This window comes from Flagellimonas aurea, assembly GCF_017313785.1.
In the GTDB taxonomy this organism is placed as follows: Bacteria; Bacteroidota; Bacteroidia; order Flavobacteriales; family Flavobacteriaceae; genus Flagellimonas; species Flagellimonas aurea.
In genome coordinates this window covers 63,092-76,021 of the sequence record NZ_JAFLNL010000013.1, presented here as the reverse complement: position 1 = coordinate 76,021, position 12,930 = coordinate 63,092, and the positions used below count along the sequence as shown (strand labels likewise).

The following is a 12,930-nucleotide window of genomic DNA, read 5'->3' as shown; positions in this document are numbered from 1 at the left end:
GTCAGATTTCAATGGAACTGGCCTTTCGGACTAGGGCAGCGGCCTTTTGCAGGCGGGCCAGGGTCTTTCGGGCGATGGCCACCTTACTGGTCGGAATGTTGGGCAAGGGTATTTTGGCCCCGGTCTTGGACAGTAATTTGAAGGCAACAGCCCTTTTGGAGGCGGGTAACCCCATGATTTTAGAAAAATAGGCCTTGGGGTCTTTGTCCAAGGTCTTTCGGGCATTGTAGGATTCCACATAGTTCCGGTTGTATTTGAACATCCGGTCAAAGGTCTTTTCAGCCTTCTCGAAAAACTCATCCCTTCGGAATCCCCGTTTCACGGTCTGTCCATGGAGCTTGGCCTCGGATTCCCGATAACTGCTTCCGGGGGACAAACTGTAGGTGTTGGTGACATCCTTGCGGCTCATCACGATGTGTACGTGCGTTTGGGAACCCGGTTTTTGCATCCCCTCTGTGATGGGCTTTCCATCCAATTTATGTGGCATCTGTTTGTAGAGCCGATTGATATCCTGTTGGATGTGCTTGGGATTCCCTTGCAGGGCGCCACGTTTGACCTTGGCTAGGTCGTTTTGGAGTTTTGCGATTTGTGCTTTGTAGGGGCGGTTTTCCCGGATTTCACGGTCCCGTCCGGAATAGGTCCGTTCCTTTTCGATTTTGGCAAAATACTTCAACTGCTCCACTTGAACGGGCTCCTTGCGGTAGAAGGAAGCTGCATAATCCTTCATGACTTCCCGGACATAGGCTTTAAGCTTTTCGGGGTCATTTTGGATGGCGGCGAGTTCCCGCTGACTAGGATTGATGGTCAGAGAGTAGAACTTGGGCTCGCTTTGTTTGAGGCGGTCGGTATTTGCATCGATTTCCTGGACCACAGTCTTGGGATCGATGTGGTCTTGTTGCTGGTTAAAAAAAGGTTCCTGTTGTTCGGGGGCAAGTGCCTTGTTTTCCTTTTCCAGATAGTCCACAAAGTCTGCTGCACTTTGGGAAAAGGTCTCGCCGAGATGTTGTCGTGTGATGGTGATGTACATAGCTATGGTGTTTTAAATTGTTGTTCAACGGCTTTCCATTCGGAAAGGGTCATCTCCAATTGAAGGCGGGGCGAACCGAGTGCTGGTCGTATAACCTTGACCCGATTAAGGAGCTGCTCGTTGATCAGGGTTTTAAGCTGGGCCAGCTCTTGCTCCAATAGTTGGCGTTGTTTGCGTTCTTCGAGCAGGGCAAATTCGGTATCAAGGTCCAGGCCTTGGATCTCGGGAATGATTAATTCAGCCTCAGGAATATCACCAGACTTTTGAGACGAGGAGGTTGGCCCTCCTTCAAAGAGCAGTTCCATCATCGCCTTGGTGGGCATGATACCATGCTTTTCGAGGTCCTTGATGATGGCTATGGTGGCGTTGTTGCGTTTGGCGGTAAAGTCACGGAACTTTTGGAGGAAGTCCATAATCAGCCCCATGCGCTTGCCCAGATTTTCGTGAGGGGAGATTTCATTGTATTTGAAGAAATCGAGCATCCCGGCCAGTGCCAGGGTATGGGTTTTATAGTACATGCGCGAGAAGGACTGGAACCGTTTTGCGGTGTCCTTTTTGAAGCGTATGTTACTAAAACTTTCAGTTCCCATGGTTGTTTTTGATTTGAATTTGCCGCAAATCCGTGCCTGTTTATAGGGGTTTCGGGGGCATTTGCCGCAAATCGGAGCCTCCAAAGACCTTTGTTTAAAAGCTTTTTGAATAATAAACCACTGTAAAACAGTGGGTTATTTGAAGGTTAATGCATGCAACACCGGCTGGCCGTGTTGCCCTCTTGCTCTTCCTTTCTGTGCGCAGCACAAAATCCATCGTTTGATCAAGGTATTTTGTGTTCGCAATTGAACGAAAAGAGGACAAAATTTTAAGAAGTTGAGGGGTACGGAATTATGGAATTTGCAGGGATTGTTCAGGAGAAATGGATTTCTTTCAGTGTTGGAAATTGTGTGTTTACCTTCGTGGGTTATGTTTACAATCGGCTGTTATTTCCGATGGTTGCATTGAATCAAATGAGTCTGACTTATTTTGTTTCACAATTTTTATAATTTCGCTGGCATGGATGATTTTGTTTTAAGGATAGACAATGACCTTAGCAGTCATGAAGCGGTTTTGGAGCGATGTACTGCGATGGTAGAATATTTTAAATCAAATCCAGGCGCTAAGATTTTAATTGATTTTAGGGGGTTGAATTTTATATACCCTGATTATTCGTTACTCGTACTTTGTGCCATGAAGTATCTTGAGAGTTTAGGGATTACTGTTACTGGGAGAATTCGGTTTTCAAAAAATTCAGGAGGGTTGGAGTATTTAAGTCAAATGGGTTTTTTTAAACATCTGGAAGTAAATATTCCCCATAGTCTAAGGAATAAAAAACCCAATAGTTTCGTTTCTATTCAGCAATATACCAGTGAGAACCAAATTGAAGTACTGGAGGAATTGATGGGAGTAGTCAAGGCCAATGTCCCAATTGATGACAACGTTTTTGCCAGTTTGGACTATTGCTTTAATGAGATATTGGACAACGTGCTATTACATTCGAATGTTGGCCAAGGATGGGTTGTAGGGCAATATTTTCCAAATATGAACGCTTTACGGTTAATTGTATGTGATTACGGAATGGGCATATGTGCATCTTTGAACGAGGTATATGACTTTACGGAGGAACAGGCTTTGATAAAATGTGTGGAAAAGGGTGTAACCAGTGGAAAGGGCCAAGGACATGGGCTATACGCCACTTCACGTTTTATCGAATTGAACCAGGGTTGGATGAGTATTTTCAGTGGAAACTCAAAGTTGGACGTGAATGAGCACAGTACGGAAGTAACCCAAATACCATTTTGGCAAGGAACTTGTGTCTATTTAAGAATAAATACGAACATTGAAGTGGATTACAAGCAATTCACAGGAGAGCATTATGATTATAAAGAGCATCTATTTGAGAAGATGTTCTCGGACAAAGAATAATTTAGTAACTTGTACTAAATGTTTTAATTAAACAAAACACCTTACATTTGCATTGTGGAAATGGTAACCGAAAACACAAAGACAATCAGATTTTCAGAAATCGGCTCCAGTTTGGGCACCAGAGATTTGGCGGCCAGACTGCGTGACGACGTTTTATTGGACATTGACCAAATCGATAAGATTATTTTCGATTTTGAGGGCGTTAACGTAATAACCAATTCATTTGCCAATGAGTATTTCGGAAAGTTGATAGAGCGAATCTCTGTTGAAAAATTTAGAAATAAATTTGCATTCATTAATGCGAATGACTTTATACAAAGAGTACTGATATCATCCTTTTAATGATTCGTTGACTTTTAAAGAATTTTAGCCACCCCTTAGGGTGGCTTTTTCTTTTAAGGGGTGGAAGTTAGGCTAAGAATCCTTTTTCATCAGATTAATCCATTGTCCGCAAAACTGAAGTAGTCCCCATTGGGCACAATGATCAGATGATCGAGCACTTTGATATCGAATAGTTGAGCTGCACGTTTGATCTTTTGGGTCAGTTGTTTATCGGGCTGGCTGGGTTTGAGGTTTCCCGAGGGGTGGTTATGGGCAAGGATGATGGCCACGCTCAAGGTCTTGAGCACTACGGCAAAGAGGATGCGCAGATCTACCACGGTACCTGTGATACCCCCATCGGATACCTGATAGGTACCCTTGACCCGATTGGAATTGTTGAGCAAAAGGATCTTGAAGGATTCTTTGAGGGCTAGGGTATCGGCATCCCAATTGGCGTGCAACAGTGCGGCCACATCCCGTGAAGAGGTCAATTGTGGCGTATCGGCCATTTTGGTATGTTCCCGGTAACTGATTTTTATTTCGTTAACTTTGAATGTCATTTTTCTGGATTTTAAGTGTTTCGAAAAATGATAGAGGGGATGTGCTAAGGGTTATTGGTGCATCCCCTCGACCATTTTAGTATTCGGAGGGCAATAGCAGGGTATTGTCCACAAAAAAAAGGCGGATCTGTTCCAAGGGAAAATCCGTGAAATGGTATTGCTGTTTGGCAAGTGCGATACCATTGCCATCGGTATAGGTGATCACGGCATCATGGCCGTGGGTCTCCACTTCTGTTGGGGAATATCGTTTAAAGTCGATGGTGATAAATCGGCTTTTGTTCCTAAGGCTCTTGCCCATCACGGAAGCGTCCGTCAGCAGCCAAAAGGCATTGGCGGTCTGGGCGAGGAATCGCATACCCTCGGTGTACCGTGTTCGGCAGAGGGGAAGTGTGAAAATCTGCTGAGAGCCGCAAAACTGGCTTAGCTGTTCTTTGAGGTGTTGGATGTTTGTTTCCATGGGAATTGAATTTGAATTGAACAAAAAAGAAAAGAAGGGATGCCCTAGGGGCACCCCTTGGGTGCTAGGCATCCTTTTTGGCGGTCTTGGACCTAGGGGTCTTTGGTTCGCTGTCCTCTTGGGCAGTTTTGGAGCCCAATAGCAGCACTTCATCGGCCACGATTTCTGTCACATAGCGCTGGTTGCCGTCCTCCGTGGTATAGGAACGGGTCTTGATTTTCCCTTGCACGCCGATCTCACTGCCCTTGGCGGTATACTTTTCGAGGATATCGGCGGTCTTGCCCCAGGCCACGACCTGGTGCCAGTCGGTGTTCTGGATTTTTTCCCCTTGGTTGTTGGTGTAGTACTCATTGGTGGCCATGGGAAAACGTGCCACTTTACGTCCTCCATCGAGGAGGGTGATCTTGGGGTCTTCCCCCACATTTCCGATTAACTGTACATGATTTCTGAAATTGCTCATGATTGAAAGGATTTATGCCCAAATCGGGCGGTTAGAAAATAATTGAACTCTAGATTGACAGACCCAACCACATTCCCAGCAGCATTAAAAGAAAGGGCGCAGGCAACTGATTTACTTATGGTATCTGGAGCGTCTTCCTTTTTTTGATGGTTTTGTGCTGCTTCCGATAAATGGGATGTGTACGATTTCATGTTTTGTGGTATTTGATTTACTTCCAGTAGCGCCATCGCTGTCACCTTTTTTTGATGCTACATGGGATACAATATCCCTTGCTGTGGAAGCCGTATAAAAAAGAAACCCCTCCGAGGGGAGGGGTCTGGCTTTATGCCGGCTACAGGAAGGGATGTTGTTGTTTTGCCACCCAAAAAAGGAGGGACGGCGGGCTTAGCCAGGAATATCAATTACGAAACAGGAGAAGTTCTTATACCATGGAAGCATGAACAAACCTAAATTGCAACCTGCTTAAAATTAACTTATGACCTACCATATGGATATATTCGAGGATTATTTGATTTAAAAATGTTATCGTTCAAAGACTTTTTGTTTTCATCTTTATGTGATTGAAGGCTTTGGTTTTTACAGCTCTAAATGAACCATTTTCTTGTTCAGTGAGTCGAACAAAAAATAAAAAATTAATCAATAGGGGAGAAGGACTATCGTGTCTTTTAAGTGTGTAACGATTTGTCCTTTTTATAATGTGGTAAAGGTTTGTAGTGGATAGCCATGAAGGAGAATACAGATTGCTTTAGCAATTGTTACCAATCCAAGTGCAAACGCCGGTCCAAAAAGGTTTTGTTTTTATGTGTCGGGTGCCTTTAAACTGGTTTGCCGAAGACAACTCCGCCAAACCAGTTGATAAAAATAAAACATCAGGCTATCCGAATTTTTTTTGAAAAAATGTACTTCTAGTTATCGGCTGAAGCTTATTGTTTGATAATGCTAAAAAAGGATATTACCATGGTGTCCAACTAAACCTTACCTTGTGTATCCATTCTATTGATTTTAACCGTTTGTAGAACTTTATGGCGCCCATGTTAATATCGGGAGTCTGCCACTGAATCTGCCGACAATTATTTTGTTCAGCATATTTTCGTACTTCGCTCATCAATAGCTTTCCAATGCCAGAACCACGGAAGTCTTGCTGCAAAAACAAACAGTCCATATAAACATAATAGCTGGCATCCCAGGTACTGTACTGTTTCATAAATGTGGTATAGCCCACAAGCTCGTTATCTATATCTACCACCAAACATTCGAGGCCATTATTAACTTCAAAAATTTGATGCTCCAATTGCACTGTTTTATTCTGTGGGTGGATGAGCCGGGTAAACTGAGCCACCCGCGCCGGATTAAAGTGAGCAGTGTAAATCAACTGCTTGGATTTGACCTGTCCGTGGGTTAAACTTAGTTTTTATTTTTCAATTTTCTTCTCATTGATTCACCTTTTATGTCGATTCTGTGTGCTGTATGCACCAAACGGTCGAGTATGGCGTCGGCCAGTGTTCTCTCCCCGATGATGTCGTGCCATTTTGATACGGGCAATTGTGATGCAATTATGGTCGATCTCTGTCCGTGACGATCCTCGATGATTTCCATGAGCGCATGCCTGTTGATGTTGTCCAGTGGCTTTAGCCCGAAGTCATCAAGTATCAGTAGGTCCTGTTTTTCAAGCTTGCCTATCTGTTTTGGATAGGAACCGTCCGCTTTTGAGGTCTTGAGCATGGTAAAGAGCTTGGCGGTGTTGAAGTACATGACCTTTTTTCCCATGGAACAGGCCTGGTGGCCGATGGCGGAGGCCAGATAGCTCTTGCCGACCCCGGTGCTCCCGGTAATGAGGACATTCTCCTTCTTTTTGATAAAACCGCAGTTGCCGATCCGTTGTACCTGGTTCTTGTCCAATTGTCTGGAAGGCCTGTAGTCCACCGCCTCCATAACGGCTGTGTACCTAAAGCGCGCCGATCTGGTCAGTCGCTCTATCCTGCGGTTGTGGCGGTCGTCCCACTCGCATTGCACGAGGTATGCAATGATCTCGTCATTGGTATAGTCGGTGCCCATACCGTTGGGCCCCAAGGTCGTTTCAAATGCCCTGTGCATGCCATGGAGCCTGAGCTCCTTCATCTGTTGTATTGTCCTTTCGTTCATATGTGGTATTTAAGTGTTCTCATTCATAATATTTTCCGCCCCTTATGTTCTGGTGCTCGGGCATTTCCAGATTGTCATCGGTGTCCTCATCAAGCTTGTCCCAGCCCTTTTTTAGGATGCGCTCGACCATATTGTAATTATATGCACCATATTCCGTTGCCCTTCTACAGGCGTTGTCAAGACGGTCCTGCCATATTTCTTAGCAAGGTGAAGTACGCCAAGACAGGATTTATAGGATTGTTCCGGATGCTGTTTCTTGTCCAATATGGCAATGATGTAGCCTTGGCAGCTTTCCCCTATGTTGCCGGCCCAAGCGATGAACCTTTCGCTGCTCCATTCGCTGACGAAGCGGTGGTGGGAGGGCATGTGCCCGGCCAGGGTGGTATAGCCGTAACGCTTCCTGTTCCTTTGGTGCACGGCCAGCCTTTCATGTTTATGGTAGACCTCGACCATACTGTCGGTATAGACGAGCTTTACCTGTTTGCCGATATGCCTGTAGTGTACGCTGTAATAATGCTTGTCCCTGCCAAGATAGATATGGCTGTTCTTGTGCACGGTGGCCTGGGCGTACCGTTTTATCTCATAGCGTTTTTCGGGCAGGGGCATCAGTTCCCGGCTTTCTACCTCGAGGAACAGTGAACGTCGGAAGTATTCCCTTCCCCTGAAGGAAATGTCGTTGTGCTTTTCCAACAGTTCCCGGATCGCGGTATTGATATCGGCCACACTGTGGAAGGTCTCGTTCCGTAAGGGCGCGAACACCCTTGTGTAAATGATGCGCACGGCGTTCTCCACTATGGCCTTGTCCCTTGGCCTGTAGGTGCGCGTGGGAAGGACAGCCGTTTCGTAATGCTCGGCAAAGTCGGCGAACACCTCGTTGACCTTTGGTTCATAGCGACTGCTCTTGGTAACGGCCGACTTAAGGTTGTCGGGCACCAGTGCCCTAGGCACTCCGCCGTAGAACCACAGTGCGTTCTCGGTGCAGCGGATGAAGTCCTCGAGCTTCTGGCTGGCACAGGCCTCCACGTAGGTATACTGGCTGCTGCCCAATATGCAGACGAACACTTCCAGTTCCTTTAGCTCACCGGTGTCTCTGTCGACAATGGTGAGCTTCTTGCCCGTAAAATCGATGAAAAGCTTGTCGCCGGCCTTGTGCTCCATCCGCATCACGGGGGAGGCCTCCTTTTGCCATTCCGCGTACCAATACTTGAACTGTGAGAGCCTGAACCCGTCGGGATGTTTGGCATAATACTCCTCCCAGAGCAACTGTCGGGTGACCCCGGTCTTTCTTATTTCCTTGTCAAAGTAGGGAAAGTATCGCTGTAGCTCCACCAGTTTTGGGCTCTTTGGCCTTTGGTCGGCCTTGAAGAGGCCGTGCAGTTCCTCCAGGGTCATCTTCTCCACCTCATAGGGCGTCAGGCGGTAACGTTTGAAGAAATCGATGTACTTGGTCACCGTGTTGCGGGAGATGCCCAACTGCTGGCTTATCCGCCGTTTGCTCACACCCGAGGTGTGGAGCTTGAATATCCGTTTTATTTTTCGCATGTCTATCTGCTTGTTCGCCATGGTCCTTTTTCACAAAAAAAGACCTTTGGCACATTACAGACAGATCAGGTCCAAAAGTGGCTCACTTTCGTCCGGCGCAGGTGGCTCACTTTCACCGGCCAGCTATGCTCACTTTGGCCCGGCGAATGTGGTATACTATGTCCGGCGTTTCCACTTACCCTTCATCCAAGAAAACTTCATGATTGATTCCATTTTGGCGGATGATACAAAAAAGCAAATTCTGCGTAATGCAATGAAATTTTATGCAGAAGAAACTAAAATTAAGCTTTCATTCAACGATACACATAATATCTTGTCTGATTTAGGAGATATTCCCGGAGAAGATGATGAAGGCGAAGAGTTTGAATTGGACATTACCGTAACCCAAAATGACATTGCCAAAGCGGTTTCGCCAGTTTTCCAAAAAGCAATTGATGTTAGTTTAAGTCTGTTGGAAAGAAACAATCTTAAAGGTTCTTCTTTAGATTCTTTAATTCTTGTTGGTGGCCCAACGTTTTCACCAGTTTTGAGAAAAATGTTGGAAGAACAAATCTGCAAACCTGACACAAGTGCCGATCCAATGACGGTCGTTTCAAAAGGTGCAGCCTTATATGCATCAACGGTGGATGTTTCAGAAGAAGTAAGAGAGCAAACCAGAGACAAAACAAAGATTCAATTGGAAATAGCCAATGAATCATCAACAGTGGAAACCGAAGAATTTGTCCCTATCAAGATTTTAGCTGACAAAACAGAAGGAGAGATTCCTGAAAAAGTATTTGCAGAAGTTACCAGAGGCGACAAAGCTTGGTCAAGCGGAAAAGTTGAAATTAATACGATTGGTGAAGTTGTAGAAATTCATCTCAATGAAGGAAAAACCAATGTTTTTGAAGTGGTTCTGTTTGACGACAAAGGAAATATTTTAGAAAGTGAGCCATCAAGTTTCAGTGTCATTCAAGGCTCTAAAATTGGAAGTGCAACATTACCCTACAATGTCGGTATTGAGCTAAAAGATAAAACCACAGGCAAAGTTCGATTCAAAACAATCAAAGGTTTAGAAAAGAACCAGTCTATACCAGCAGTTGGAACTAGAAACGGATTAAAGACCCAAAAGCAAATTCGTCCAGGGATGGATTCTGATTTCATCAAAATCCCAGTTTACGAAGGCGAACACGCTTCTGAAGGAACAAGAGCAATCTACAATGAACACGTTACTGATATTAAAATAAGCGGAGCAGATTTACCTTCTCTTCTTCCTGAAAACAGTGATGTGGATTTGACAATTAATATTGATAGGTCAGAAAAAATAACAGTTACAGCATACTTTCCATATTTGGATTATTCAACCGATATCGAAGTTGACAGCACTAAAACATCAATCGAAACGTCTTGGTTAGCAAATGAAATCAGAAAAGCAAAAGGAAGTATTGCTGAATTAAAACAAGATGGTAACTCTGATAACGGTCAATTACAAAAGATTGAAGCCGAGTTAGATAAAATTGAAAAGGCGTTTGAGAATAACAAAAATGATGTTGACGGCAAACAAGAAGTTTTAACCAATTTGAGAAAGTCATTAAAAACAATTGATGAACTGAACGACACCACCGAGTGGCCAAAATTGGAAGAAACTTTAAAAGAAGAGTTTTATCGCCTAGAAAAAGTAAATAGCGATTTAGGGAATGAAAAAACTACGCAAGTTGTCAATCAGTTCCGTTCGCAATTGGATGAAGTTATTCGGGCAAAAGATGTAAAACTCGGAAATGTTTTGTTGGAAGAAATCGGAAGCTTCTTTTTCCAATTGACTCGAGTTTATCAGCTAATCGCATTTATCAGGCATCACAATGATAATTTCGGTTCATTCCATTGGAAAGACAGTGGTAGAGCACGAACACTTTTAAATAAAGGTTTGCAAATTATTGGCGAAAATCCAGATGCAGATGAATTGCATCCTGTGGTTATCTCATTAATTGATTTATTGCCAGAAGATGAAAAGCCAAGTGATGATAGAGATGTATTGGTTGGATAAAAATTAGAATATGAGATCAAGAACTAAATTTCTTATACCGCTCTTTTCTTTAGCTATAATTATTTCTTCCTGTGAGAGTGATGCAGAAAGAAAACAGCGTTTAGCAAAAGAAGAACAGCAAAGAATTGAATTGGAAGAAAAGCGAAAAGCAGAAGAAGCTGAACGTGCATTTCAAATAGATCAAGAGCGTATTGCCAGAGAAGAACGTCTTGAAAAAGAAAGAAAAGAACAAGCCATCTATGATAAGTATTTCAACAATTCATTGAGCACAGGAGCTACGCCATATTCCCGCTACTATGGTGCCAATTCAACTTGTAATGATTATGGCTGCTCACAAATAAAAGTAAGAACGAGTAACTCAGATGTGATAGTTACGATAAAAAAGAATGATAAAGTTGTTAGACACGCCTACATTAATTCAGGTAGCAGTTTTACGTTCTCATTTCCAAATGGAACCTACCAAACATTTTTTTACTACGGTAAAGGTTGGAACCCCGCAAAAGAAATGAAAGGTGGTGAAATGAAAGGTGGCTTTATTACCAACGAAAGTTTTGGAAAGGATGACCCTCAATTTTTGAGCAATAATATTCTTGAGTATGAGCTGATTTTACAAGAAAATGGAAACTTCAGTACTCGACCTAGTAACCCAGATGAAGCGTTTTAAATGAATAATCATAGTCACATACTATCCAAAGGTCAATCAATTGATTCCAAATACAGGGTGACTTTTTTTCTTAAAAAAGGAAGTTATGCTGAAACGTATCGTGTAAAAGACCAAGAAGGAAAAACCAAATTATTGAAGCTATTTGTTTACTCTAAATTAGACCGAACTCAATTTGATGAAAAGGGTGATGTTTTAGAGATTCAGGTTTTAAGGAAAATCAAGCATCCAAATTTAGTTAAATACTGTGATGGTGGCGAACTAATTTTGGATGGTCAAAAATATGCTTATGCCATTCTTGATTTCATCAGTGGGGAAACCTTGGCGGACAAAATAAAAAGGGAACAAACCATTAACCCGTATGAAGCTAAAGAGATTATTTCAGGTGTTTTAAATGGATTGAACTATTTGCATTCTCTTCAAAATCCAATTATACACAACGACATCACAAACTTGAATGTGATGTTGGATTTATCAGGGAATGTTGCGATTCCTAGAATCATTGACTTTGGATATTCTCGATTTTTAAGCCAATCAAACAAGGACTTTTTAAAGGAAGGTTTAAATCTATTTTATCAAGCGAATGAATCCTTCAATAAAGTATTTTCAGTTCAAAGTGATGTGTTTTCGGTTGGCGCATTATATTATCACTTGTTAGAAGGGTTACCTCCTTGGTTCGTTGAAATTTCAAAATACAAAGCAGATTCCCTAAAGTTGGAAGATGCTGTTATTGGAGAAAGGAAAAAACCTCTAAAATTCTCCAACATTTCAGACAAACAGGTCCAAAGTATAATTAGTAAAGCATTACAACCAAATGCCGAAAACCGTTTTAAAAGTGTCAAGGAGTTTATTAAGGCAATGAATGGAGAATTAGAAGTAAAACAACTTTCAACACCACAAGAAACTTCTAAACCCAAACTAAAGGAAATAAAAAAAGGAAAAGGATTTTCTGCAATTGCAGGAATGCAAGAATTAAAAAACACCATTCAATTAGATGTCATTGATGCTTTAAATGAAAAAGAACGTTATGCAGAATATGGGATAACTATTCCTAATGGCATGTTGCTTTACGGTCCACCAGGTTGTGGTAAAACCTTCTTTGCTGAAAGAATGGCAGAAGAAATCGGGTTTAACTTCTACCAGTTAAAGCCATCTGATATTCAGAGTAAGTATGTAAACGAATCGCAGGAAAAAATCAAAACCCTATTTGATGAAGCTCGTGAAAACGCACCAAGTATAATTTTCATTGACGAGTTGGATGCAGTTGTTCCGAATCGTGATAACTCGAATGTAAATCATATGAATACAAGTGCAGTAAATGAATTTTTAGCCCAGATGAATAATTGTGGAGATGATGGCATTTTTATTATCGGAGCAACAAACAGACCTAATTCAATCGACCCAGCGATTTTGAGAGCAGGTCGTTTAGATAAAGTAGCTTATCTACCACCACCTGACCTTGAAGCTCGAGAGTTAATGCTTAAACTGTACTTGGAAAAACGACCTAGAGAAGTAGGTTTAGATTACGCTGAACTTGCAAAAGCAACTGAAAACTATGTTTCAAGCGACATCAAATTTATATGTGATGAAGCTTCAAGAAGAGCTTTGAAAATGAAATCAAGGATTTCAAAGGAAATTTTACTTGAAACCATTAGGAAGAATAAGCCTTCAATAAACCTTAAAGAATTGCAAAGTTATATCGCTATAAGAGCGAAAATGGAAGGGTTATCAGATAATACTAACGACCGACCTAGAATCGGTTTTAAAAACAATTAGAT

At 42.5% G+C, this 12,930-nt stretch carries 14 protein-coding genes; 5 read left to right on the top strand and 9 right to left on the bottom strand.

Annotation, left to right across the window (positions count from 1 at the left end):
* Nucleotide 1: 1 nt before the first annotated feature.
* Entirely contained in the window at nt 2-1,027 is a 1,026-nt protein-coding gene (mobB, locus tag J0656_RS17835; protein ID WP_207036304.1) for a MobB family relaxase, read from the bottom strand.
* 2 nt (nt 1,028-1,029) lie between these two features.
* Entirely contained in the window at nt 1,030-1,617 is a 588-nt protein-coding gene (locus J0656_RS17830) for a BfmA/BtgA family mobilization protein (protein ID WP_207036301.1), read from the bottom strand.
* A 460-nt stretch (nt 1,618-2,077) separates the two neighbouring features.
* Between J0656_RS17830 and J0656_RS17825 the strand changes: the two genes are divergently transcribed.
* Both J0656_RS17825 and J0656_RS17820 read left to right on the top strand, forming a co-directional pair.
* The gene (locus tag J0656_RS17825; RefSeq protein ID WP_207036299.1) at nt 2,078-2,986 is read left to right on the top strand and encodes a hypothetical protein; all 909 of its coding nucleotides are present in this window, start codon (nt 2,078-2,080) and stop codon (nt 2,984-2,986) included.
* 60 nt (nt 2,987-3,046) lie between these two features.
* Complete coding sequence (locus J0656_RS17820) at nt 3,047-3,328, top strand: STAS-like domain-containing protein (RefSeq protein WP_237688988.1); 282 nt, start codon at nt 3,047-3,049, stop codon at nt 3,326-3,328.
* Between the two features lie 89 nt (nt 3,329-3,417).
* Here J0656_RS17820 and J0656_RS17815 read toward each other — a convergent pair whose 3' ends face one another.
* The 7 genes from J0656_RS17815 to istA all read right to left on the bottom strand — a co-directional run bounded on the left by J0656_RS17815 (nt 3,418) and on the right by istA (nt 8,489).
* Nucleotides 3,418-3,867: a JAB domain-containing protein gene (locus J0656_RS17815; RefSeq protein WP_207036295.1), complete on the bottom strand. Its 450-nt coding sequence runs from the start codon at nt 3,865-3,867 to the stop codon at nt 3,418-3,420.
* A gap of 76 nt (nt 3,868-3,943) precedes the next feature.
* Nucleotides 3,944-4,324 (bottom strand): DUF6876 family protein, encoded by a 381-nt coding sequence (locus tag J0656_RS17810; RefSeq protein ID WP_207036293.1) that lies wholly within the window; start codon nt 4,322-4,324, stop codon nt 3,944-3,946.
* A 64-nt stretch (nt 4,325-4,388) separates the two neighbouring features.
* The gene (locus J0656_RS17805) at nt 4,389-4,784 is read right to left on the bottom strand and encodes a single-stranded DNA-binding protein (protein WP_207036291.1); all 396 of its coding nucleotides are present in this window, start codon (nt 4,782-4,784) and stop codon (nt 4,389-4,391) included.
* Complete coding sequence (locus J0656_RS17800) at nt 4,781-4,975, bottom strand: hypothetical protein (RefSeq protein WP_207036289.1); 195 nt, start codon at nt 4,973-4,975, stop codon at nt 4,781-4,783. Before J0656_RS17800 ends, J0656_RS17805 begins: the two co-directional genes overlap by 4 nt.
* A gap of 761 nt (nt 4,976-5,736) precedes the next feature.
* Complete coding sequence (locus tag J0656_RS17795; protein WP_207036287.1) at nt 5,737-6,156, bottom strand: GNAT family N-acetyltransferase; 420 nt, start codon at nt 6,154-6,156, stop codon at nt 5,737-5,739.
* A 32-nt stretch (nt 6,157-6,188) separates the two neighbouring features.
* Nucleotides 6,189-6,926: an IS21-like element helper ATPase IstB gene (istB, locus tag J0656_RS17790; protein WP_207036285.1), complete on the bottom strand. Its 738-nt coding sequence runs from the start codon at nt 6,924-6,926 to the stop codon at nt 6,189-6,191.
* A 111-nt stretch (nt 6,927-7,037) separates the two neighbouring features.
* On the bottom strand, nt 7,038-8,489 hold the full coding sequence (istA, locus tag J0656_RS17785) for an IS21 family transposase (RefSeq protein ID WP_225604909.1): 1,452 nt from the start codon (nt 8,487-8,489) through the stop codon (nt 7,038-7,040).
* A gap of 25 nt (nt 8,490-8,514) precedes the next feature.
* Here istA and J0656_RS17780 point away from each other — a divergent pair, with 25 nt between their 5' ends.
* The 3 genes from J0656_RS17780 to J0656_RS17770 are packed head-to-tail and all read left to right on the top strand — an operon-like array spanning nt 8,515 to nt 12,928.
* Nucleotides 8,515-10,491, top strand: a complete 1,977-nt coding sequence (locus J0656_RS17780; protein ID WP_237688987.1) for an Hsp70 family protein — start codon at nt 8,515-8,517, stop codon at nt 10,489-10,491.
* 10 nt (nt 10,492-10,501) lie between these two features.
* On the top strand, nt 10,502-11,155 hold the full coding sequence (locus tag J0656_RS17775; protein WP_207036282.1) for a hypothetical protein: 654 nt from the start codon (nt 10,502-10,504) through the stop codon (nt 11,153-11,155).
* Nucleotides 11,156-12,928 carry an AAA family ATPase gene (locus tag J0656_RS17770; protein ID WP_207036280.1) on the top strand — a complete coding sequence of 591 codons (1,773 nt, stop codon included), beginning with the start codon at nt 11,156-11,158 and terminating at the stop codon, nt 12,926-12,928.
* The last annotated feature ends 2 nt before the right edge of the window (nt 12,929-12,930 follow it).

Bases quoted from the DNA above. Each gene is read 5' to 3' on its own strand.
- J0656_RS17775 (WP_207036282.1), top strand. From the start codon at position 10,502: ATGAGATCAAGAACTAAATTTCTTATACCGCTCTTTTCTTTAGCTATA.
- J0656_RS17825 (WP_207036299.1), top strand. From the start codon at position 2,078: ATGGATGATTTTGTTTTAAGGATAGACAATGACCTTAGCAGTCATGAA.
- J0656_RS17810 (WP_207036293.1), bottom strand. From the start codon at position 4,324: ATGGAAACAAACATCCAACACCTCAAAGAACAGCTAAGCCAGTTTTGC.
- J0656_RS17770 (WP_207036280.1), top strand. From the start codon at position 11,156: ATGAATAATCATAGTCACATACTATCCAAAGGTCAATCAATTGATTCC.
- istB (WP_207036285.1), bottom strand. From the start codon at position 6,926: ATGAACGAAAGGACAATACAACAGATGAAGGAGCTCAGGCTCCATGGC.
- J0656_RS17815 (WP_207036295.1), bottom strand. From the start codon at position 3,867: ATGACATTCAAAGTTAACGAAATAAAAATCAGTTACCGGGAACATACC.
- J0656_RS17830 (WP_207036301.1), bottom strand. From the start codon at position 1,617: ATGGGAACTGAAAGTTTTAGTAACATACGCTTCAAAAAGGACACCGCA.
- J0656_RS17805 (WP_207036291.1), bottom strand. From the start codon at position 4,784: ATGAGCAATTTCAGAAATCATGTACAGTTAATCGGAAATGTGGGGGAA.
- J0656_RS17800 (WP_207036289.1), bottom strand. From the start codon at position 4,975: ATGAAATCGTACACATCCCATTTATCGGAAGCAGCACAAAACCATCAA.
- J0656_RS17820 (WP_237688988.1), top strand. From the start codon at position 3,047: ATGGTAACCGAAAACACAAAGACAATCAGATTTTCAGAAATCGGCTCC.
- istA (WP_225604909.1), bottom strand. From the start codon at position 8,489: ATGGCGAACAAGCAGATAGACATGCGAAAAATAAAACGGATATTCAAG.
- mobB (WP_207036304.1), bottom strand. From the start codon at position 1,027: ATGTACATCACCATCACACGACAACATCTCGGCGAGACCTTTTCCCAA.